At 69.3% G+C, this 21,915-nt stretch carries 18 protein-coding genes; 14 read left to right on the plus strand and 4 right to left on the minus strand.

From position 1 onward, the window contains the following. The gene (gene nadC / locus ACN28I_RS01525; protein WP_420940399.1) at window positions 1-843 is read left to right on the plus strand and encodes a carboxylating nicotinate-nucleotide diphosphorylase; all 843 of its coding nucleotides are present in this window, start codon (window positions 1-3) and stop codon (window positions 841-843) included. A gap of 9 nt (window positions 844-852) precedes the next feature. Here nadC and ACN28I_RS01530 read toward each other — a convergent pair whose 3' ends face one another. Next, window positions 853-2,469, minus strand: a complete 1,617-nt coding sequence (locus ACN28I_RS01530; protein WP_420940400.1) for an alkaline phosphatase family protein — start codon at window positions 2,467-2,469, stop codon at window positions 853-855. A gap of 97 nt (window positions 2,470-2,566) precedes the next feature. Between ACN28I_RS01530 and ACN28I_RS01535 the strand changes: the two genes are divergently transcribed. The 4 genes from ACN28I_RS01535 (at window position 2,567) to ACN28I_RS01550 (ending at window position 5,019) form a co-directional block, all read left to right on the plus strand. Then, window positions 2,567-2,968: an acyl-CoA thioesterase gene (locus tag ACN28I_RS01535; protein WP_420940401.1), complete on the plus strand. Its 402-nt coding sequence runs from the start codon at window positions 2,567-2,569 to the stop codon at window positions 2,966-2,968. Between the two features lie 43 nt (window positions 2,969-3,011). After that, window positions 3,012-3,977 (plus strand): class II fructose-bisphosphatase, encoded by a 966-nt coding sequence (gene glpX, locus ACN28I_RS01540; protein ID WP_420940402.1) that lies wholly within the window; start codon window positions 3,012-3,014, stop codon window positions 3,975-3,977. A gap of 27 nt (window positions 3,978-4,004) precedes the next feature. Next, window positions 4,005-4,433, plus strand: a complete 429-nt coding sequence (locus tag ACN28I_RS01545; protein WP_420940403.1) for a type II toxin-antitoxin system RatA family toxin — start codon at window positions 4,005-4,007, stop codon at window positions 4,431-4,433. Window positions 4,434-4,839: 406 nt separating this feature from the next. Beyond that, window positions 4,840-5,019 carry a hypothetical protein gene (locus ACN28I_RS01550; protein ID WP_420940404.1) on the plus strand — a complete coding sequence of 60 codons (180 nt, stop codon included), beginning with the start codon at window positions 4,840-4,842 and terminating at the stop codon, window positions 5,017-5,019. 96 nt (window positions 5,020-5,115) lie between these two features. On the opposite strand, the gene ACN28I_RS01555 is transcribed toward ACN28I_RS01550, so the two are convergent. Beyond that, window positions 5,116-6,183: an ADP-ribosylglycohydrolase family protein gene (locus ACN28I_RS01555; protein ID WP_420940405.1), complete on the minus strand. Its 1,068-nt coding sequence runs from the start codon at window positions 6,181-6,183 to the stop codon at window positions 5,116-5,118. A gap of 96 nt (window positions 6,184-6,279) precedes the next feature. Between ACN28I_RS01555 and eno the strand changes: the two genes are divergently transcribed. The 4 genes from eno to ACN28I_RS01575 are packed head-to-tail and all read left to right on the plus strand — an operon-like array spanning window position 6,280 to window position 10,784. Beyond that, the gene (eno, locus tag ACN28I_RS01560) at window positions 6,280-7,569 is read left to right on the plus strand and encodes a phosphopyruvate hydratase (RefSeq protein ID WP_420940406.1); all 1,290 of its coding nucleotides are present in this window, start codon (window positions 6,280-6,282) and stop codon (window positions 7,567-7,569) included. 15 nt (window positions 7,570-7,584) lie between these two features. After that, complete coding sequence (gene surE, locus ACN28I_RS01565) at window positions 7,585-8,379, plus strand: 5'/3'-nucleotidase SurE (RefSeq protein ID WP_420940407.1); 795 nt, start codon at window positions 7,585-7,587, stop codon at window positions 8,377-8,379. Between the two features lie 44 nt (window positions 8,380-8,423). Next, window positions 8,424-9,302 carry a peptidoglycan DD-metalloendopeptidase family protein gene (locus ACN28I_RS01570; protein ID WP_420940408.1) on the plus strand — a complete coding sequence of 293 codons (879 nt, stop codon included), beginning with the start codon at window positions 8,424-8,426 and terminating at the stop codon, window positions 9,300-9,302. A gap of 48 nt (window positions 9,303-9,350) precedes the next feature. Continuing rightward, a complete protein-coding gene (locus ACN28I_RS01575; RefSeq protein WP_420940409.1) occupies window positions 9,351-10,784 on the plus strand; it encodes a glycoside hydrolase family 1 protein in 1,434 nt (477 codons plus the stop codon). Here the strand turns inward: ACN28I_RS01575 and ACN28I_RS01580 are convergent. Continuing rightward, the gene (locus tag ACN28I_RS01580) at window positions 10,781-11,746 is read right to left on the minus strand and encodes a hypothetical protein (RefSeq protein ID WP_420940410.1); all 966 of its coding nucleotides are present in this window, start codon (window positions 11,744-11,746) and stop codon (window positions 10,781-10,783) included. The two genes, ACN28I_RS01575 and ACN28I_RS01580, sit on opposite strands and share 4 nt — an antisense overlap. A 101-nt stretch (window positions 11,747-11,847) precedes the next feature. Here ACN28I_RS01580 and ACN28I_RS01585 point away from each other — a divergent pair, with 101 nt between their 5' ends. From ACN28I_RS01585 to ACN28I_RS01595, 3 genes are all read left to right on the plus strand, one after another. Then, a complete protein-coding gene (locus tag ACN28I_RS01585) occupies window positions 11,848-13,209 on the plus strand; it encodes an MFS transporter (protein ID WP_420940411.1) in 1,362 nt (453 codons plus the stop codon). A gap of 116 nt (window positions 13,210-13,325) precedes the next feature. Next, on the plus strand, window positions 13,326-14,384 hold the full coding sequence (locus ACN28I_RS01590) for a hypothetical protein (protein WP_420940412.1): 1,059 nt from the start codon (window positions 13,326-13,328) through the stop codon (window positions 14,382-14,384). Window positions 14,385-14,403: 19 nt separating this feature from the next. Continuing rightward, on the plus strand, window positions 14,404-15,540 hold the full coding sequence (locus tag ACN28I_RS01595; protein WP_420940413.1) for a tetratricopeptide repeat protein: 1,137 nt from the start codon (window positions 14,404-14,406) through the stop codon (window positions 15,538-15,540). Between the two features lie 327 nt (window positions 15,541-15,867). On the opposite strand, the gene lexA is transcribed toward ACN28I_RS01595, so the two are convergent. Next, window positions 15,868-16,530: a transcriptional repressor LexA gene (gene lexA / locus ACN28I_RS01600; protein WP_420940414.1), complete on the minus strand. Its 663-nt coding sequence runs from the start codon at window positions 16,528-16,530 to the stop codon at window positions 15,868-15,870. Between the two features lie 182 nt (window positions 16,531-16,712). Between lexA and ACN28I_RS01605 the strand changes: the two genes are divergently transcribed. After that, window positions 16,713-20,048 (plus strand): response regulator, encoded by a 3,336-nt coding sequence (locus ACN28I_RS01605; RefSeq protein ID WP_420940415.1) that lies wholly within the window; start codon window positions 16,713-16,715, stop codon window positions 20,046-20,048. Next, on the plus strand, window positions 20,045-21,883 hold the full coding sequence (locus tag ACN28I_RS01610) for a sensor histidine kinase (protein WP_420940416.1): 1,839 nt from the start codon (window positions 20,045-20,047) through the stop codon (window positions 21,881-21,883). Before ACN28I_RS01605 ends, ACN28I_RS01610 begins: the two co-directional genes overlap by 4 nt. Window positions 21,884-21,915: the final 32 nt, after the last annotated feature.

The raw sequence follows: 21,915 nt of genomic DNA on the forward strand, positions 1-21,915 counted from the left end.
ATGGATGTCTTCCTGGATCGCCTCATCTCGCTCGCCCTGGAGGAAGACCTCGGGGCAGCGGGCGACATCACCACCGAAGCCCTCGTCCCCGCGGACGCTCAGGGCACCGCCGAGCTGATCGTCAAGGAGCGGCTCGTGCTCGCCGGGCTGGATACCTTCGCCCGCGTCTTCGTGCGCGTGGACCCCGACGTCAAGGTCGAGCTCCTCGCGCGCGACGGGCAGGAGGTGCAACCGAAGGCCATGGTGGCCCGTGTGCACGGCCGCATGCGTGCGCTCCTCACCGCCGAGCGCACCGCCCTCAACATCGTCCAGCGCACCTCGGGCATGGCCACCATGGCCCAGCAGGTCATGGCCGCGGTGCGCGGCACGAAGCTGCGGATCCTCGACACGCGGAAGACGGCTCCCGGCATGCGCTCGCTGTCCAAGCAGGCCGTGAAGGCCGGTGGCGCCTTCAACCACCGCTTCGGCCTCTTCGATGGGGTCCTCATCAAGGACAACCACATCGCGGCCGTGGGCGGCTCCGTTCGCGAGGCGCTCCGCCGCGCCCGCACCAACGCGCCTCAACTGGTGAAGATCGAGATCGAGGTCACCAACCTCGATCAGCTCGCCGAGGCGCTCGAGGAGGGCGCGGACGTGGTGATGCTCGACAACATGGACGACGAGCAGATCCGCCGCGCCGTGGAGCTCACGGCCGGCCGCATCCCCCTCGAGGTCTCCGGCGGCATCACCCTGGAGCGCCTGCCTCGGCTGGCGAAGCTCGGCGTGGACTTCGTGTCCATGGGCGCGCTCACCCACTCGGCGCGCGCCATGGACCTGTCCCTGGAGATCGTCCAGGCGCCGTAGGCCGCCCGCTCAGCGGCTGGGGACGAGGGCCTCGTAGCGAGGCTCTCCCTCGGCCGACGCGGGGAGGCTCATCTCCAGCACCGCCGCCACCGTGGGCGCCACGTCCGTGGTGCTGATCTCCCGCGGGTAGATGCCCGGCTTCACTCCCTTGCCCGCCAGGACGAGGGGCACGAGCTGGTCATACGCGTACGGGGTGCCGTGGTTGGTGCCGGAGGGCTCGGTGCTGATGACGTGGAAGGGCTTCACCACGAAGAGCACGTCGCCGCTGCGGCCCGGGTAGTAGCCCCGCCGCAGGGGCTCCACCAGCCCCGCCACGTCCGGCATCGTGTAGAGGTCATCGCGCGCCACCGCCAGGGTGATGGCCGGCTGCTTCAACAGCCAGGCCGCCGTGGCCCGCCGCACCGCCGCCCCGTCCACCTTGCCGCCCTCCAGCGTCTTGCCGCCCAGGTACACGTCCAGCTCCTCGACGGTGGCGGTGATGTCTCCGCCGAACTGGGCCCGCAGCGCCTCGGTCAAGCCCTTGGAGAGCGCACGCGGGTCCACCCGCTCGGCATCCACCCCCGAGGCCGCCCAATGCTCGGGCACCGCCGCGCCGCCGTGGTCCGCGGTGAGCACCACCAGGAGGTTGGCCCGGCCTCCCGCGGCCCGCTCGGCCAGGGCCACCAGGTCCCCCACCGCCTTGTCCAGCCGGTACATCGTGTCCTGCATCTCCCACGAGTTGGGGCCGTACTGGTGGAAGACGCGATCCGTCGCGCTGAAGCTCACCGCGAGCAGATCCGGCACCTCGTCCTTGCCCAGGTTCTCCCCCTCAATGGCCGCCCGGGCCGCCTTCACCATCACATCCATGGACAGGGGGGAGATGGCGAAGGCGCTGTAGGACTCGGGGCCGGGGGAGGGGAGGCCGCCGGTGAGCGGATGCGGAAAGACGCGCCCCAGCCCGTAGAACTCGCCCTCGTAGGGCCGGTCATCCTCGCCCACGTACTCGGTGCGAGGCCGCAGCGGCTCCCACGTCTTGCTGAACCACGCCTCGGAGGGATTGGCCGTGTTGAAGGACTTCAGCCAGCCCGGCAGCTCCTTGGTGTACCAGGTGCCCGTGACGAACTTCCCCACCGTCTCGTCGTACCAGTAGGCCTGGCCGAGCCGCCCGGCCAGCGGAATGGCCGAGCGCGCCTTGCCCGACAGGGCGATGGCCTTGCCCTGCTCCTGCGTGGACAGCCGCAGCCTGTCCGCGAACGTCTCCGCCAGGAGGGTGGCCGGGCTCACGTCCTCCAGGGACAGCGGGGCCTCCAACACCGGGTGCGCCGGGTCCGGGAAGACGCGCATGGGTTTGCCCGTGGCCCGGTCGATGATCCGGTTGTCCACGATGCCGTGGCGCCACGGGTTGGCTCCGGTGGCCAGCGTGGCATGGCCCGGCGCGGTGCGCGGCTTGGCGTAGTCATAGCGGGCGTACGGGTAGAAGGCCCCCGAGTCGATGAGCTGCCGCAGCCCTCCCTTCAGGCGCGGCTTCGTGCGCAGCAGCAGGTCCGAGCCCAGTGCGTCCACGGTGATGAAGAGCGTCAGCCGGGGCGGCCTGGCCAGGGCGGGCAGGGCGGTGAGCAGCAGCAGCAGGGACAGGAAACGGAGCATGGCGTTGGATCCTCCACGCCTCGTGCTCAGAAGCAACCAACTCCCGGGCACCATGCTTTCCGGGCGCACACTCCCCTGTTACGGTCGCCGGCGACCCATGGTCGAGGCACGAATTCGAGTGATCTACGGCGACACGGACCAGATGGGGGTCGTGTATCACGCCAATTATTTCCGCTACTTCGAGTTCTCTCGCATGGAGCTCATCCGCGCCCGCGGAAGCAGCTACCGGGAGATGGAGCGCGAGGGGCTGGCGCTGCCCGTGGTGGAGGCCACTGCCTCCTATAAGTCGCCCGCTCGCTACGAGGACATGCTGCTCGTTCGTCCCCGCGTGAGCGAGGTAAAGCGGGTGTCGCTGACCTTCACCTACGAGATCTTCCGCGAGGGGGGCCCGGACACCCCCCTGTGTACCGGGCGCACCGTCCATGCCTGCGTGAACCGCGAAGGCAAACCCACCCGCCTGCCGGACACTTTCGTGCGCCTGTTGCACGAAGCGTCCTGAGTTCCCACTTCTTCACGTCGTTTCCTCTCAAGGAGCACCCACAATGGATCGCAACCTGGCAATGGAGGCCGTGCGCGTCACCGAGATGGCGGCCATCGCCTCCGCCCGGCTCATGGGCCGCGGCCACAAGAACGAGTCGGATCAGGCCGCCGTGGACGCCATGCGCCGGGCCTTCGACGCACTGCAGATTCAGGGCACGGTGGTCATCGGCGAGGGCGAGCGCGATGAGGCCCCCATGCTCTACATCGGCGAGAAGGTGGGCCGGCGCAATCCGGAGGATCCGGAGGTGGACATCGCGCTGGATCCGCTCGAGGGCACCAACCTGTGCGCCTACGGCCGCCCGGGCAGCATCTCCGTGGTGGCCATGGCCGGGAAGGGCAAGCTGCTCAACGCGCCGGACACCTACATGGAGAAGATCGCCGTGGGCCCCCGCGCCCGGGGCGCCATCGACCTGCGCCGCAGCCCCACCGAGAACCTCCGCTCCATCGCGGAGAAGATGAAGGTCTACGTGGCGGACCTCACCGTGGTCATCCTCGACCGCGAGCGGCACGCGGACCTCATCAAGGAGGTGCGGGCCGCGGGCGCGCGCATCCGCCTCATCGATGATGGGGACGTGGCCGGCGGCATCGCCACCTGCTTCGAGGACACCGGCGTGGACGTGCTGATGGGCATCGGCGGCGCCCCCGAGGGCGTCATCACCGCCGCGGCCATCCGCTCGACGGGCGGCGACATGCAGGGCCGCCTGGTGCCGCGCAACAACGACGAGATCGCCCGCGCCAAGCGCATGGGCATCACCGACATCTCGAAGATCTACACGGCCGAGGAGCTGGCCGGCGGCGAGGTCATGTTCGCCGCCTCCGGCGTCACCACCGGCGACTTCCTGCGCGGCGTGCGCTTCTTCGGCAGCGGCTGCGAGACGCACTCGGTGGTCATGCGCAGCAAGACCGGAACGGTGCGCTTCATCCAGTCTCGCCACCGCTTCGACACCAAGCCGGGTTACAACTTCTAGGCAACCCCCACCGAGGAGACCCGCACCATGCCTGGCGCCTCACGGAGCATCGTCGTCAACGCCCCGCCCGAGAAGGTCTACGACGTCGTCATCAACTACGCCCGCTACCCCGAGTGGCTCACCGAGGTGAAGAAGATCTCCACCTCGGATCGCAAGGGGGACGAGGTGAAGGTCCACTACGAGGTGGACTTCAAGATCAAGACCATCCGCTACACCATCCTCGCCCGCGAGGAGCGGCCCAAGCGGATGTCCTGGTCCTTCGTGGAGGGCGAGGTCATGAAGGACAACAAGGGCAGCTGGGTGCTGGAGCCCGAGGGCGAGGGCCGCACCAAGGTCACCTACAGCGTGGATGTGACCGTGGGCCCCCTGGTGCCCAAGTCCATCCTCAATGCCCTGGTGGACCAGTCGCTGCCCAAGATGCTGGACGCCCTCAAGAGCCGGGTCGAGAGCGCCTAGCGCCCGAGGGCCCTGGCGGGCTTCGACGCCCCGCGGCAAACGCCCTCCGGTCCGCCGGAGGGCAGGCGGGTGGCCGGGCCGAGGCTTGCCAGAGCCGTCACTCTGGATGTGCCAGTGACTCTGATGAGTTGGAGCGCTTGCGGGGATCGCTGGCTCGATTACAATCCACTCAACGTTCTCGGCGTCCGGTGGTTCGAGGCCGCTTCGTCTCCTGGACATTTCCGCCAAATCCAGGTGCCGGGTGGTAGACGGGCAAGCATGCGAGGTTGCTGGCCCGTATTCAGGATGAAACCAGGGCCCTTACTTTGCATCTGAAGCACTCAGAAGCCGATAGGGTGGCAGGAAACCAGGAGCGGGATGGCGGGCGTACATCAGGGTACGTAGGCTGAGTGGAGAAACCGAACCCATGCTCGACGCCTTCATCATCGAGGAAATCAAGCGCCGGGAACGGAACCGGGAGGAGCGGGATCGTCCCGCCCTGGAAATCCCGCTTCCGGTGCCCGAGGATCGCCCCAAGCGCCGGACCGACGCCGACGACGACGAGAGGCCCCAGCGCGGCGTGATCATCATCGATCTGCTCGCCTGACCCGGCTCCTCCTCCCCCTTTCCGAGGCCCGCGGTGGACGTCCTGTCACAGGGACGGCCCACGCGGGCTTCGTGCTTTCCCGTCCCGGTGGACGCCTCACTCCGGCGCCAGCATCAGCAACTGGCGAGGGTGGTAGAGCGTCCCGAGCGGCCCCGGCCCGTGGCCCATGGCCTCCAGCACGCCGTGCCGCCATTCGGACGGGATGGCGTCCTCGCCGTGGAATGCGCCCAGGAGCGCCCCGGCGACGGCCCCGTTCACGTCCGCGTCTCCGCCCCGGTTGATGACGTCCAGCAGCCCGGCTTCAAAGCTGGGGGCGTGCAGCACTTCCCAGTAGGCCAGCCGGAAGGCCACCCGCACATGGTCCTGCTTCCGGTGCATGTGCATGTCCGGCCAGTAGAGCATCGGATCGTCCTGCTGGGCCGCGGCCAGATCCTCCTTGAGGAAGTCCGTGGCGACCGTGACTTCATGGACGAAGTCGGCGGCCGAGCGGCCGAGGATCGCACTGCCCACCGTCAGTCCGCTCATCGCGGCGGTGAGGAGCCCCTCCTTCTCGAGTTGCGGGCCCGCGGTGATGGCATGCGCGATGGAGCCGTTGAAGGCGGCGCACGCCAACTGGCAGCGCGGGTCGAAGTGCGTGAGCGCGGAATCCGCCAGCGACGCCTGGACGCGCGCCTGGGGGTCGTCGTGGAAGAAGACGCCGAGAGGGGCGGTGCGCGCCAGGCTGCCGTTGTGGGCCACGCGCCGCATGCCCTTCAGCCACACGCGCCGCCCGGCCGTCGCCTTGGGCAGGCCGGACTCGGCCACCTCGGTCAGCACCTCGGTCATGTACTCGCTGATGCCGGGGGCGTGCCCCTGCCAGGCGAGGTAGCGGCGCAGCTGCTGGTCCGCGTCATAGGTCCCCAACTCCCGCAGGCCGACGCCCAGGCAGCTCGCCAGCTGTCCGCTCTCGCCCACCTGGCCCCTGCGCAGCTCGAAGGGGCCGCCCCCCTTGAAGGTCCGATGGGGCCCGTCCGCCAACTGGGGGAAGGCAGGGGCGGGGAGCAGCCGGGCCTTCAAGTGGGTTCCGAGCGCATCCCCCACGGCGAGTCCCAGCAGGGCGCCTCGGCCACGCAGGCTGGGGGTATAGTCGGGTTCGGAGAGGCGGGGTCGGCGTGGGGGCGGCATGGGGTGATGGACGAGGCTTCAGGGGGTCGACAGTGTAGCAGTCCTCCCTTCGAGCAGGCTTGCGAGGGCTGGAAGCGTCCTCTAGAACCCGGCGCCATGACTGAGATCGCTCAAATCGTGGCGCGTGAAGTGCTCGACTCTCGCGGCAACCCCACCGTGGAGGCCGAGGTTTTCCTGGCGGGTGGGGCCAAGGGCCGTGCGGCGGTGCCGTCAGGTGCCTCCACCGGTGAGCACGAGGCGCTCGAGCTGCGGGACGGGGAGAAGGAGCGCTACCTGGGCAAGGGCGTGCGCAAGGCCGTCACCCACATCATGGACACCATCGCCCCCGAGCTGGTGGGCATGGACGCCGCGGACCAGTACGCGGTGGACCAGCAGATGCTGGAGATGGATGGCACGCCCACCAAGAGCAAGCTGGGCGCCAACTCCATCCTCGCGGTGTCCATGGCCACGGCGCGCGCGGCGGCGGATGCCTTCGGCATTCCCTTCTACCGCTATATCGGCGGCGCCCAGGCTCGCACCCTGCCGGTGCCCCTGATGAACATCCTCAACGGTGGCGCCCATGCCGACACCCGCGTGGACGTGCAGGAGTTCATGGTGGTGCCCGCGGGCGCTCCCTCGTTCTCCGAGGGCCTGCGCTGGGGCGCCGAGGTCTTCCACGCGCTGAAGAAGATCCTCAAGGGCCGCAAGCTGGCCACCGGCGTGGGCGACGAGGGCGGTTATGCCCCGGACCTGCCGGCCAACGAGGAGGCCCTCAAGCTCATCATGGAGGCCATCTCCGCGGCGGGCTTCAAGGCCGGCGAGCAGATGTTCCTCGCCCTGGACGTGGCCGCCAGCGAGTTCTTCGACAAGGGCTCGAAGAAGTACCGCCTCAAGGGCGAGGGCAAGGAGTTCGATGGGAAGGGCATGCTGGACTACTACCAGCAGCTCGTGTCGCGCTACCCCATCGTCTCCATCGAGGACGGCATGGCCGAGGACGACTGGGAGGGCTGGAAGGGCCTCACCGACGCGCTCGGCGAGAAGATCCAGCTCGTGGGCGATGACCTCTTCGTCACCAACGTGGAGCGCCTGGGCCGCGGCATCCAGGGCGGCGTGGCCAACTCCATCCTGGTGAAGGTGAACCAGATCGGCAGCCTCACGGAGACCTTCGACGCGGTGCGCATGGCCCACAAGGCCGGCTACACCTCGGTGATGAGCCACCGCTCGGGCGAGACCGAGGACACCACCATCGCGGACCTGGCCGTGGCGCTCGACTGCGGACAGATCAAGACCGGCTCGGCGTCGCGCTCGGACCGCGTCGCCAAGTACAACCAGCTGCTGCGCATCGAGCAGGAGCTGGGCGCCGGCGCGCGTTACGCGGGCAAGCGGGCCATCAAGGGCCTGAAGTAAAGAAAAGAGCGAGACGTGGCCGACAAGAAACCCCGCATCCTGGTCTCCAACGACGACGGCTACTTCTCCGAAGGCCTGCGCGCCCTGGTGGACGCGGTGAGCCCGCTGGGGGAGGTGTGGGTGGTGGCGCCGGACCGCGAGCAGAGCGCGGCCTCGCACTCCATCTCCCTCAACCGCCCCCTGCGCATCACCGAGGTCCGTGAGCACTGGTACGCCGTGGATGGAACCCCGGCGGACAGCGCTTATCTGGCGATCCATCACCTCATGAAGGATGATCGCCCCCGGATCATGGTGTCGGGCATCAATCACGGGGCCAACCTGGCCGATGACGTCAACTACTCGGGAACGGTGGCGGCTGCCCGGGAGGCGGCGCTGCTGGGCATCCCGTCCATTGCCTTCAGCCTGGTGTCGCGCGCGCCGTTCGACTTCCAGCACGGGGCGCGTTTCGCCCGCTCGCTGGTGGCGGCGGCGCTCGCCCAGCCCCAGCTCCCGTCCCGGATGCTGCTCAGCGTCAACATCCCCCGGGGCGAGCCCACGGGCTACGCCATCACCCGGCTGGGCCGCCACTCGTACGGTTACGACGTGGTGGAGAAGGAGGACCCTCGCGGCCGCAAGTACTACTGGATCGGCGGCAACTCCTACGAGCACCAGGACATCCCCGGCAGCGACTGCAACGCCGTGCACCTGGATCGCCGCATCTCGGTGACTCCGCTCAACTTCGAGCTCACCGACACCCAGGCCCTGGCGGCTCTGGCGGGTTGGAACCTCGAGGGCTTCCCACGTCTCGACGTGGGCAGGGGAGGCGACTGAGGTTGCCGGGGGCGGGCGCCAGCCCGGCGCGGGCAGCATGCTTCATGCTGCTCGCGCTGCTCGCCACCACCGGCTGCGCGGTGGCGCCAGGCGTCACCCGTCCCACCGCCGCTCCCGTCTCCGAGCAGCCTCCCTCCGGGTCTCCGCCCATGGTGCTCGGAGAGCTGCGTGAGCCCCACCCGGAGCCGGAGCTCGTCGCCGTCCGGCACACGGTGGCCCCGGGCGAGACGATGTACCGGATCTCCCGCACCTACGGCATCACCGTGGAGGAGCTGTCCGAGGCCAACGGCATCTCCGACCCGCGCACCCTCGCCGTGGGCCAGGAGCTGATCATCCCCGGTTTCGAGCGGCCGGTGCGGGTGGCTACCGAGTCCTCGCCCACTCCGGAACCGGCCAAGGGGCGGACGGTGCCGGGCTCGAAGCCTCCCGCGTCCGGGACTCCAGCCCCCGCCAGGTCTCCCGTCGTCGTCACGGCGCCGTCCCGCCAGACGCCCCGGCCCACGGCCCCCCAGGCACCTTCCCGCCCCGTGCCGGAGACGAAGGGGATGCTGGACTGGCCCCTGCGGGGCGTGCTGTACGCCCGTTTCGGGAAGAAGGGGCGCGAGCCGCATGATGGCATCGACCTCGCGGCGCCCGCGGGCACGCCGGTGAAGACGGCCCAGGAAGGGTCGGTGCTGTACGCGGGCGAGCAGCGCGGCTACGGGCTCATCGTCATCATCCAGCACTCGGAACACCTCATCACGCTCTACGCGCACAACCGCGACCTGCGCGTGCGCACCGGCCAGAAGGTGCGGCGCGGCCAGGTCATCGCCACCGTGGGCGAGTCCGGCAAGACGAGCGGCCCCCAGCTCCACTTCGAGGTGCGTGTCGGCGGCAAGCCGGTGGATCCGCTCGACTACCTGGGGCCGTTGCCGTCGTCGTGAGCGGGCCCGGTTGCCGTCCGGGTGGACTCCCGTGGTAGGGGATCGCCCATGAGCCTGATCCACGCCGCCAAGATCGCCCTCGAGTCCCTGATCTCGGAGCTCCATCCGCCGGCCCCTCCGAGCTCCAGTCTTGCGCCCCTGCCTCCGGCGAGGCAGGTGCTGCCGTCCGGCTTCCTGCTGGGAGCCGCCACCGCGAGCCACCAGGTGGAGGGGGGCAACGACAACGACTGGTCCGAGTGGGAGAAGGGCTCGTTCCCGGACGGCACGCCCCACATCAAGCACCGGGACGTGTCCGGAGCGGCGTGCGACTCGTGGAACCGCTTCGCTGGCGACGTGACGCTGCTGCGCGAGCTGGGGGCCAACGCCTACCGGCTGTCGGTGGAGTGGAGCCGGCTCGAGCCCGAGGAGGGCGCGTGGAACGAGGCGGCGGCGGACCGGTACCTGGAGTGGATGCGGATGCTGCGGGCCCAGGGCATCCAGCCCCTGGTGACGCTCAGCCACTTCACCCTGCCGCGCTGGGTGGCCGCCGAGGGCGGGTGGGCCAACGAGAAGACGGTGGAGCGGATCGCCGCCTACACCCGGCGGGTGGCCCGCAAGCTGGGCTCCGAGGTGGACCTGTGGTGCACCCTCAACGAGCCCAACGTGCTGATGACGTTCGGCTACATGCAGGGCACCTGGCCGCCCGGGCAGAAGGACGGGAAGCTCGGGCTGCAGGTGCTGGCGCGGCAGATCCGCGCGCACGCCCGCATGGCGCGGGAGCTGCGCGAGCACGACACGGTGGACGCGGATGGAGACGGCCACGCCACGCGGGTGGGCATCGCGCACCACGTCCGCATCTTCCAGCCGGCCACGCGCTCGCCGATGGACCGGGTGATGGCGGGCATCACGGATCGCCTCTTCAACCAGTTGCTGGTGGACGTGAACCGCACGGGCCGCATCCAGATCTCCGTGCCGGGCATGGCGGACATCGACGAGACGGTGCCGGACCTGAAGGGCTCGTATGACTTCCTGGGGCTCAACTACTACTCGCGGGACATGGTGCGCGCGGACTTCCGCAGCCCCACGCTGTCACGCCAGTACGTGGCCGAGGGGCGGCCGGTGAACGACCTGGGATGGGACATCTACCCCGAGGGCCTCTACCAGGCGCTCAAGCGTTACGGGCGGGCGGGCCTTCCCATCTACATCACCGAGAACGGCATGGCGGACGGGAAGGGGGAGCGCCGGCCCGGGTTCCTCCGCGAGCACTTCGAGGCGCTGGTGCGCGCGGCGCACGAGGGCGTGGACGTGCGCGGCTACTTCCACTGGTCCCTCCTGGACAACTTCGAGTGGGCGGAGGGCTTCGAGCCGCGCTTCGGCCTGTACCAGGTGGACTACAACCACCCGGAGCGGCCACGCGTCCCGACGCCCGCGGTGGCCACCTTCCAGGAGCTGGCGCGAGGCCTGGGGCTCAATCCCCAGGCGCGCACGGACGACGCGGCCTAGAAGACGAAGTCCTGCTGGAAGGCGAAGCCCAGGCCCACGAAGGGAATGGCCTGGGACGTCTCCTGGCCGGCGCGGTAGCGGTGGCGCACGTGCCACGTTGCCGAGAGGAAGGCGGTGGGGTGGTTGAAGGAGGAGTAGCCTCCATCCCGGAAGGTGTAGGCGACGAGCGCGCCCAGGCGCATGTTGGCGTTGTTCGCGGCCTTGAGGTCCTCGCCAGGCCGGAAGTTCTCCTCGTCGTAGAAGGGCAGGAGGTAGCGGAAGGTGGCGCCCAACGTCAGCGGGCCGGCGAAGTAGACGAGGTTGACCTCCTCCGTGAGCATCAAACCGCGGCCGGGGAGCAGGGTGTCCGGGCCGGCGTCGTACCAGAGCGTGTCCCCGCCACGCAGGCGCATGTTGAAGTAGTCGAGCGTGACGACGTTCTGCAGGGCGATGGGCCCGATCCGGGCCTGCAAGGTCGGCTGCAGCATGGCGTGCCAGCCGACGGTGCCGTAGGTCTGTTGGGACTCGGTGTTCGCGCGCTGTACCGCGTCGGAGTACTCGTCCAGCGGGGAGCGGAAGGACTGGAGCATGCCGGCGGTGCCGAAGAAACCGTAGGCATCCACCACAGCCTTGAGGTTGAAGACGGCGATGGGCTGCCACTGCACCATCGGCCCCACCGCGGTGTAGCAGGGGTTGAGGCGCACCTGGCCGCCCAGCCCCAGGAAGGTGTCACGCCAGAGGATGTCCTCGCTCTGACCCAGACGCTGCGTGTGGCTGATGCGCAACTTGTACTCGGCCACCGTCGGATTGACGCCACCGCCGATGAAGTGATCGAGGTTGAGCCGCCGCGCGGGCATGCCGGTCAACGGAGGCGTGGGGCGTGGGAGCTCGGGAGTGTCCCCGGTGGGCCCCTCGGCCAGCGAGTTGGAACCCAGGAGCAGCAGGCCGCACAGCAGGGTACGGGCAGAGGCGGAGGAAGGCATGGGGCCCTCTTTCCTTCGTGGGGGGCTCCGGGGCATCGTGTCGACAGAGACGTGCCGGGGCCCGGATGGGGCCCCCATGCTACATCAGGAATGAGGCGACCTTGGAAGCCACGGCCGCGGTGCTACCCAACGAGTCCAGACGGCTGGGTACGCTGGAGCAGCTGTATCTGACGTTCTTCTGGTTCTCGAGCAACGTGCACTGGGGGGCGATCCTCACCATCCTGGTGCAGTCCCAGGTGCTCGTCATGGTGGGGGATGAGTCCAAGGGGGCCGGGGTGGGGACGGTGATCGCCATCGGCTCCATCACGGGCATCCTCGTGCCGCCCCTGCTGGGTACCTGGAGCGATCGGGTGCGGCTGCGCATGGGACGGCGGCGGCCCTTCATGGTGGTGGGCACGGCGCTCAACCTGGTGGCGCTGGTGGGCATGGCCACCTTCCCCTTCCTGAAGACGGACAGCCTGTGGGGCTTCACGGGGGCGTACTGGTTGTACGTGGGGGCCTACCTCATGGCCAACTTCGCCAACAACGTCGCCACGGCCCCCTACACGGCCCTCATGCCGGACGTGGTGCCCCCGGAGCAGCGGGGCTCCGTGGCCGGGTGGTACGGGCTGATGACGCTGCTGGGCAATGGCGTGGGCATGGGCCTCGCGAGCTCCATGGTGAGCCAGCAGGCCTCCCTGGGTGAGTTCCAGGGGCAGGTGTACCGCGTCTACCTGGTCATCGGCTTCATCCTGGTGGTGGGCGTGCTCGTCACCGTGCTGGGCACGCGCGAGCAGCCGCTCACCACCCCGCCCAAGCCCTTCGAATGGGGCTCGTTCCTGAAGGGCTTCGTGGCGCCGTTCCGCTCGCGGGACTTCCGCTGGGTGTTCCTCACCCGGATGCTGATGTCCATGGGCGTGTTCAGCGTCCAGAGCTTCCTCATGTTCTATCTGAGGGACGTGGTGAAGGAGTTCTCGGTGTTCGGCCGGCCCGTGGCCGCGACGCCGGAGCTGGCCGTGCTGGGCGTGTTGGGCCTGCTGCTGTTGCTGGCCCTGCCCAGCACGGTGATCGCCGGAAAGCTCTCGGACCGGTACGGGCGCAAGCGCGTGGTCTACGTCGCCGGAACGATCCAGGCGGTGGTGGCCGCGGGCTTCATCGTCACCGGCAACTACCTGGCGGCGCTGTTCATCGGCGCCCTGTTCGGCGTCGGCTATGGCGCCTACGAGAGCGTCAACTGGGCGCTGGCCACGGACGTGCTGCCGGACATGGACGACGCGGCGAAGGACATGGGCATCTGGCACATGGCACTCACGGTGCCGCAGTTCCTGGCCACGCCGATCGCCGGGTGGCTGTTGGACACCTTCAATGCCGTCGGGAAGCCAGAGGGCCGGCCCACGCTGGGCTACACCGTCATCTTCTCCCTGGCCATCGTCTACTTCGCGCTGGGCACCGTGTTCGTGTCCCGGGTGAAGAAGGCGAGCTGAGCCGTCCCGTCCAAGCCCCGGACGGCCTGGTGGCAATCCGGGCAGGCAGGGGGGCCCATGTCCGGCCCGCTTCTGGCCGCCCCGGGTGGGCTGTCTGGTACTAGAGTGACGCCCCCGTGAGCCGTCTTTCGCCACTCCTGCTCGTCCTCCTGCTCGCTCCAGCCGCCTGGGGCCAGCCGTCTTCACCGGCCCCGGAGTCCGCGACGCCCGCCGCGGAGCCGTCTCCCGCGGCCGTGGAGCCCGCTCCCGTCCTCACCGTCATCCTCCTCCCCCTGGAGAGCAACGCGGAGGCCCGGGAGCAGGCCGCCGGGGTGACGGCGCTCCTCGTGAGCCGGCTCGCCGAGTCTTCCCGCCTCGCGGTGTCCACCGCGTCGGATCAGGAAGCCGTCCGCAGCGCGGGAGTCTGTGCGGCGGGCCCGTGCCCCGAGGCCGCTCCCGGCTCTCCCGGCTCCAGCAAGGCGCGCTACCTCATCACCGGCCGGCTCGATGCCTTCGGCTCCCGCTACCTCCTCACCACCAGTCTCGTGGACTCGGAGAGTGGACGCGCCCTGAGCCGGCCTCGCATCGAGGTGGCCGCTCGGGAGGCCCTGCCTCGCGCCGCCGTGTCGGTCGCGGATCAGTTGCTCGCCACGCTCATCCCGGAGCCCACGGAGCGCGCGATCGCCAAGGCTCCCACCGTGACGAAGGTCCCCGGAACGGGCTCGTTCCTCGTCGGCGTGCGGTTCAACAACAGCCTCATCTCCAACCTCTCCACCTTCAACCCCGGTGGCGACGTGGAGCTCGGCTTCCAGTTCCATCCCGAGTGGGTCGTCTTCGGGCAGGTGGGCCTCTCCTACGTGACGGCCAAGGAGGCGGGGCGCAAGGGCGGCCTCAACGTGCTGCCCAGCGTGCTCGGCCTGCGCCACTACCACAACGTCGAGCGCTCCATCCGCCCGTACTGGGGGTTGGGTCTCGGCGTGCAACTGTCCTTCGGTGAGTTCGGCATCTTCCAGCAGACCGGCCCACTCCCCACCGTCATCGGCTTCTTTGGTTGTGAGTACCTCATCGCTGGCCATCTCGGCTTTCAGCTCGAGGCCTCCACCAACCTCGCCCAGGCCACGCTCGGCCTCTCCAATGGGGGCCTGGGCAGTGGCCTCAACCTCGAACTCAACGCCGGCCTCGCCTGGCACTTCTGAGCCCGGAAGCTCCCCCCGCATGCACTCGCGCTGGCGTGTCCTGTCCCTGCTTGCCCTCCTCGCCGCTGGTTGCGAGGAGCGTCCCTCGCAGCCCTCACCCAAGGAGCAGGCCGAGGGCTATTACGTGAAGGCCAACACCGAGTACCTCCAGGGCAAGTTCGAGGACGCCCTGGCCTCCTTCAACACCATGAAGGAGCTGTCTCCGGACGACCCCCGCCTGCCCGCGGCCATGGGCGAGGTCTACCTGTCCATGGGCCGCTTCAACGAGGCCTTCACCCAGTTCGATCTCGCCCTCAAGCGTGACGCCAGGCGCTCCACGAATTGGAGCCGGCTCGGCTTCATCCATGCCCAGCTCGGCCGCACCGACGAGGCCCAGAACGCCCTGCGCAAGGCGCTCGCCCTGCACCCCAAGGACTTCAACGCCCTGGAGCAGTTGGCGGAGATCCACCTCAAGCGCGGCGAGAAGGATGCCGCCGTGAAGCACTTCGCCCTCGCCGCCGAGGCCTGCCCCGAGGCCAGCAAGACGCCCCTCGTGCTGCGCGCCGTGGACGTGCTCACGGAGGACGGGCGCCATGCCGAGGCCCTCCTGCTCCTGGGCGAGTGGACGGAGAAGGGTGTACGGACTCCCGAGCTGCTCACCGCGCTCGGTGACGAGCAGGTACGGGCCGGCCAGTTCCTCCCCGCCGCGGCGTCCTACCGAGATGCCGCCAGCGGGTCTCCCAAGGATCCCACGCTGTGGGAGCTCGTCGGGGCGATCTACACGAAGCTGGACAAGCCGGAGGAGGCGCTCGCGGCCTACCGCGAGTCCCTGCGGGTGAAGGAGCGCGCCGTCATCCATGTGGCCATGGCGCGCCTCCACCTGGGCCGCAACGAGCGCCAGGCCGCCGAGCAGGAACTGGGACGCGCTCTGGAGACCGTCTCCGGCTCGGATATCCGCGAGCTCACCGAGCTGGCGGATCTGCTCTCCACGTTCGGGCGCAAGCCGGACGCCTTGCGCATCCTCTCCAGCTTGAGCGCCGAGCCGGACCACGCCAAGGACCTGGACCTGCAACTGCGCACCGCGGCCCTCGCCCAGGAGCTGAAGGACGAGGCCACCGTCCGCACGGTGTGTGAACGGATCGCCAGCAGCGGGGTGGCGCTCAAGAAGTGCCCCTGAGCAACGCCCGGAGCGGAAAACTGCGGCGCGGTCATCCGGCGCATTCCGCTTCTCATCGATGAGAAGTGAAATCGGGAGGGCGCATTCCACTTCTCATCGATGAGAAGTGAAACGGGGTGGGCACATTCCACTTCTCGCCGGCGAGAAGTGAAATCGGGTGGGTGCATTCCACTTCTCGCCGGCGAGAAGTGAAACGGGGAGGGTGCATTCCACTTCTCGCCGGCGAGAAGTGAAACGCAACAGGCCCCATCCACTTGTCGCCGACGACAAGTGAAAGGGGCCTGGAGCAATCCACTTCTCATCGATGAGAAGTGGAATGGGGGGGGGCTAGTTCTTGCCGCCGGGCAGCTTGCGGTACACGCCGACCACCTGGCCCAGGATCATCGTCGAGCGGAAGTCCGCCTTGCTCACGTAGATGGGCTGCATGGTGGCGTTGGCCGGCTGGAAGCGGATGCGATCGCCCTCCGGGTAGTAGCGCTTCACCGTGGCCTCGTCCTCGATGAGCGCCACGACGATCTCCCCGGGCTGCGCCTGCGGCGTCTTGCGGACGAAGAGGTAGTCCCCGTCGAAGATGCCGTCATCGATCATCGAGTTGCCCTTCACCCGGAGCGCGAAGACCTCGCGGCCCTGACCGCCCAGCAGGAAGCTGTCGATCCGGACCGAGTCCTCCACGTTCTCCTGGGCCAGCAGAGGGGCACCGGCCGCCACCTTGCCCAGCAGGGGGATCTCGATCAGCCCCGACTCCTTCTTCACTCCCAGGCCGAGCAACAGCCGCGCCCGCTTGGTGGGCACCAGCGACCGGCTCTGCTGCTCACCCCGGTTGAGGTACCCCTTGCGCTCGAGCGCCTTGAGGTGATCGTTCACCCCGTTGGTCGAGCGGATGTCCATCTCCTCGCCAATCTCCCGGATGGTCGGCGGGAAGCCCCGCGACTCCGTCTCCTTGACGATGAAGGCCAGGATTTCCCGCTGGCGTTCAGTCAGCTCTTCCATGCCTCGCTCCCTCGTTTGGTGGGCAGCCCACCAGCGCAACAAGCTTTCAGTACCGTCATGCTCCCTGAACATACGTATAGAGTCAATTCGTTCAAGGATGAGCACGTACAATCCGTGTGGGTCCTCCGCTTCCCAACAGGCCCTGGGGTCATCCCCCTTCTGCGCGTAGACTTCCAGACACCTTGTCCGAGCCCCGACATACCCTCTTGTTGGTCGACGACGAGCCCGACGTCATCGACCTCCTCGTGCGCATGTTCCAGAAGCGCTACCAGGTGCTATCGGCCCATTCCGGGCCCGAGGCACTGGGGCTGCTGCGGCAGCACCGCGTGGACGTGCTCATCACCGACCAGCGCATGCCGGAGATGACGGGTATCGAGCTGGTGGCCGCCGCGCGCGCCGAGGGCATCGACGTCACCGCGATCCTCCTCACCGGCTACACGGACCCCGAGGACATCATCGCGGCCATCAACCGCGGCCAGGTGTACCGCTACATCACCAAGCCGTGGGACCTGAACGATCTCATCATCACCGTGAAGAACGCGGTGGAGTACACCCAGCTTCGGCGCGACAAGGAGCGGCTGCTGCGCCAGCTCCACCAGCGGGTGGAGGCGCTCGGCGTCCTCTACGAGGTGAGCCGGGCCAGCGCCGGCGAGCCGCTCGGCTATGACGCCATCATCGACCGCGTCCTCACCGCCGTGTCGCGCGTGCTGCCGTATGACTGTGGCGCCGCCCTCATCGCGCTGGGGTGGGACCGTACCGCCACCCTGCGCCTGCGCTGCCAGGGCATCGTCGTCGGGGAGCAGTCCCTGCTGGGCGTGAAGGAGTCCATGCTGGCCGCGTGGGGCCAGCGCTCGGGACTGGTGCTGCCCGAGGATCGCGTCATCACGCACGTCACCGGCACCACCTCCCAGGACGCCGCCGCCCCGGCCGCCTGGGCCAGCCAGCTCACCGTCGCCCTCACCGCCGGGGGCCGCCCCGTGGGCCTGCTGTCGCTCTTCTCCCAGCGCCCCCACGTCTACTCCGAGGAGGATGGCGCGCTGCTCGACACGCTCGCCAACCAGACGGCGGACGCCATCCAGTCCCTGCGCGCCTCCGAGGAGGCCTCGCGCCAGCGGATCGATCGCATGGTCGAGTCCATGGCCGATGGCGTCATCCTCACCGACGAGAAGAACGAGATCGTCGTGCTCAACCCCGCCGCGCGCCGCATGCTCGTGCTGGGGGAAGGGCCTCCCGCGCCGGATGCCAGCAAGCGGTTGCGCGAGAAGCTCGGGTTCGATCCCTTCGAGCTGGTGCGCGGCTGGGAGTACGGCGGCGCCCAGGTGCTGCGCGAGGAGCTGAAGCTCGACGAGCGCACCATCCACACCACCGTCACCCCGGTGAGCGACTCGCGCGGCGTGCTGCGCGGGGTGTGCGTGGTGCTGCGCGACGTCACCGAGCAGAAGCAGCTCGAGGAGCGCAAGGACGAGTTCGTCCACATGGTGAGCCACGAGCTGCGCACGCCGCTCACCTCCATCTCCGGCTCGTTGGACCTGGTGCTCAACTTCCTGTCCACCGACATGAACGAGAAGCAGCGCCGCTACCTCATGCTGGCGCGCGACTCGACGGAGAAGCTCAACGCCATCGTGGATGACCTGCTGGACCTGGCCAAGTTCGCCAAGGGCCGGCTGCGGATGAACTTCGAGTGGGCCTACGTGGACGAGCAGGTGCGCCGCGCGGTGGAGAAGTACGGCCCCGCCTTCATGGAGCGGCGCATCAAGGTATCCGCCGGCCTGCCCCAGCACGGCCTGCGGGCGCTGGCGGATCCCAACCGGCTCACCCAGGTGCTCAACAACCTGCTCACCAACGCCGCCAAGTTCACCCCCGAGGGCGGTGAGGTGCGGCTGGAGCTCAAGGCCACCTCGGCGGTGCCCGGCTACATCGCGCTCACGTGTTGGAACAGCGGCGATCCCATCTCCGAGGAGAACCTGGAGCGCATCTTCGATCGCTTCGAGCAGGCGCGCACCCAGGCCAACCGCACCGTGCGGGGCACCGGCCTGGGCCTGGCCATCTGCCGCAACATCGTGGAGGCCCACGCCGGCCACATCTGGTGCGAGCCCTGCCACGACGGCGTGCGCTTCGTGGTGGTGCTGCCCGTGGAGCCCCCGGCCGAGTACCTGCGGCCGGACGGCCTGGACTTCACCCAGAAGCACAACCCCGAGCGGCGCGGCAGCCTGGTGCTCGCCGAGGCCGAGCCGGACATCGGCTACATCACCAAGGCCCTGCTGCGCGCGCGGGGGTACGAGGTGCGGCTGGCGCCCAACGCCGAGGAGTGTCTCACCCAGGCGCGCGCCCACCACCCGGATGCCCTGCTGGTGGACGCCCGGCTGCCCGTCATCGACGGCCTGCGGCTGGCGGAGATCCTCCGGCATGATCCGGAGACGCGCCAGGCACCGCTGCTGCTCTTCTCCGCCTTCGATGAGCGTCAGCGCGCCTTCCGGGCCGGGGCGGACGCCTTCCTGCCCATGCCGCTGCAGGCGGACAGGCTGCTGGCCACCGTGGACTCGCTGGTGCGCGGCAACGCCGGCCAGCACCACGGACGCGTGCTGGTGGTGGACGACGACGAGAAGGTGGGCGTCATCTGCCGCGAGGTGCTGGTGAGCCTCGGCTACGAGGTGCAGGTGGCCTCCACCCTGGAGGAGGCGCACCGCTCCCTGCGCGAGCGCCGCCCGGACGTGCTGCTGCTGGACGTGCAGTTGCCCGACGGGGACGGCTACCACTTCCTCGAGGAGCTCAAGGCCGAGCGCGCCAGCGGCTACATCTCCGTCATCTTCATCTCCGCCCACTCCGAGACGAGCGCCAAGGTGCGCGCCCTCAAGCTCGGCGCGGACGACTACCTCACCAAGCCCTTCGATGCGCTGGAGATGGGGGCGCGTGTGGAGATGGTGCTGCGCCGCAAGGAGCAGGAGCTGGGCGCCTCGCCCACCACGCAGCTTCCCGGCTCGGGCACCATCGAGCGCGAGGTGCAGCGCCGGCTCGGCGAGCGCCGGCCCTTCGCCTTCTGCTACCTCGACCTGGACAACCTCAAGGCCTACAACGACTACTACGGCTTCGCGAAGGCCGACGGCGTCATCCGCCAGACGGGAGATCTGCTGCGCGAGGTGTTCGGCCAGGACGGCCTGCCCGGGGACTTCCTCGGCCACGTGGCGGGGGATGACTTCGTCTTCGTCACCTCCCCGGAGAGCGTGGATCGCCTCTGCCAGCGCGCCATCGAGGCCTTCGATCGCATCATCCCGCTCTACTACGACAAGCAGGACCGGGAGCGCGGCTACATCGAGGCGGAGGACCGCTACGGGGAGAAGCGCAAGTTCCCCATCATGAGCGTGTCCGTGGTGGCGGTGCTCAGTGACGGGCTGTCCAGCGATCATGCGGAGCTGGCGCGGCAGGCCGCGGACATGAAGAAGCGCGCCAAGGCCATCCAGGGCTCCGTCTATCTGCGCAGCGACCGGGAGCTGGCGGTCATCCGGACGGCCACGGGATGAGGCTCTACCAGCAGCTCGTCCTCTTCATGCTCGCGGCCACCGTGCTGCCGCTGGCGGCGGTGGGGTTCCTGCTGCTGTCGCGCGCCGAGGCGGAGCTGACGGGGCGGATCATCTCCGAGCAGCGCGTCATCGCGGAGACCACCGCGGAGAGCGCCTCCTCGGAGCTGATGAAGACGGTGGATGCGCTGGCCCGCTCGGCGAAGCTCTTCAGTTGGGAGAGCATCACCCCCGAGGAGTTCCAGGGCGGGCTGCAGCTCCTCTACGGGCAGTCCCCCGCCGTCAGCGCCGTGCTGCACCTGGATGCGCAGGGCAACCCGCGCGGCGAGCCCGTCTTCCAGGCCTCCGGCGACAGCGAGCACCCGGGCTTCGAGCCCTCCGCGGCGCGGGCGCTCGCCCGGGCCGTGCCGGTGCAGACGTTGCGCCGCGGCAACAAGGGACAGGCCGCCCTGGGCCGCGTCTACGCGCACGTCCCCAGCGGACGGGCGGCGGTGGCGGTGGCGGTGAAGCTGGCGGATGGAGAGGACGCTCCCTTCGCGCTCGCCAAGGTCGTCTTCTCCGACCTGGAGGACCTGCTGGCGCGGCGCGCGGGCGGCAACCCGGGCCACATCGATCTGGTGGACACCACGGCCGGGCGCATCCTGGCCAGCTCCCTGCCGGAGCGGCGCCTCCGGCCGCTGGAGCCCGCACTGGCCTCCCGGCTCGCCTCGGATGATGCGCAGGTGCGGGGGTTCCGGTTGGACGCGCCCGCCCTGCAGGTGAGCGCCGCGCGGGTTCCCAAGGTGCCCGGTTTCGAGGTGGTGGTGGCCGTGGACGAGGCCGTTGCCCTGGCCCCGGTGCGCGCCATGCGCCGCACGGTGCTGCTGTCCATCGGCGGCGCCTTCGCGGTGCTGCTCGGCCTGGGCGCGCTCTTCACCCGCAGGCTCAACGCCCGCCTGTCCCAGGTGGTGGCCGGTGCCGAGGCCTTCAGCCGCGGCGAGCTGGAGCGGCGCGTCACCGTGGAGGGGGAGGACGAGCTCAGCGAGCTGGCCTCCACCTTCAACCGCATGGGCTCCGAGCTGGAGTCCGCCCGGGCCCGGATGCTGCGCTGGAACGACGATCTCAAGCTCCGCGTGGACGAGGCCACCTCCGAGCTGAAGGCCGCCCAGGCCCAGCTCCTCGAGGCCCAGAAGCTCGCGGCCGTGGGCCAGTTGGGCGCGGGCGTGGCCCATGAAATCAACAACCCCCTGGCCGGCATCCTGGGCAACACCCAGTTACTGATGCTCGAGCGCGACGAGAAGGATCCCGACTTCGAGACGCTGCGGAAGATCGAGCTGAGCGCCAAGCGCTGCAAGGACATCACCCAGAACCTGCTGCGCTTCTCCCAGCAACGCGCGAAGCCCGAGCTGCGCGCGGTGGACCTCAACGCCGTGCTCCGCGATGCGCTCTCGCTCACGGAGAACCAGCTCCGGGGGGAGGGGATCGTCCTCGTCACCGAGCTGGCCTCGCCTCAGGCGCGGGTGAAGGCGGATCCCGGCCACCTGTCCCAGGTGGTGCTGGCCCTGGTGTCCAACGCGCGCACCGCGATGATGAAGACGGAGACGAAGCGGCTCACCCTGCGCACGGGCGAGCGGGAGGGGCGGGGCTTCTTCGAGGTGGAGGACTCCGGCAAGGGCATCGTCCCCGAGCACCGCTCGCGCATCTTCGAGCCCTTCTTCACCACCAAGGACGTCTGGTCCAATGTGGGCCTGGGCCTGTCGGTGGCCTGGCGGGTGGTCAGCGAGGCGGGCGGCTCCATCGACGTGCGCACGGAAGTGGGGCAGGGCACCTGTTTCACCGTGTGGTTGCCGAAGGCGTGAGGCCCGGGCCCCGGTGAGGTAGTTTGGGGGCC

The sequence above is a fragment of the Archangium gephyra genome, from assembly GCF_049060025.1.
Taxonomy (GTDB): Bacteria; Myxococcota; Myxococcia; order Myxococcales; family Myxococcaceae; genus Archangium; species Archangium gephyra_A.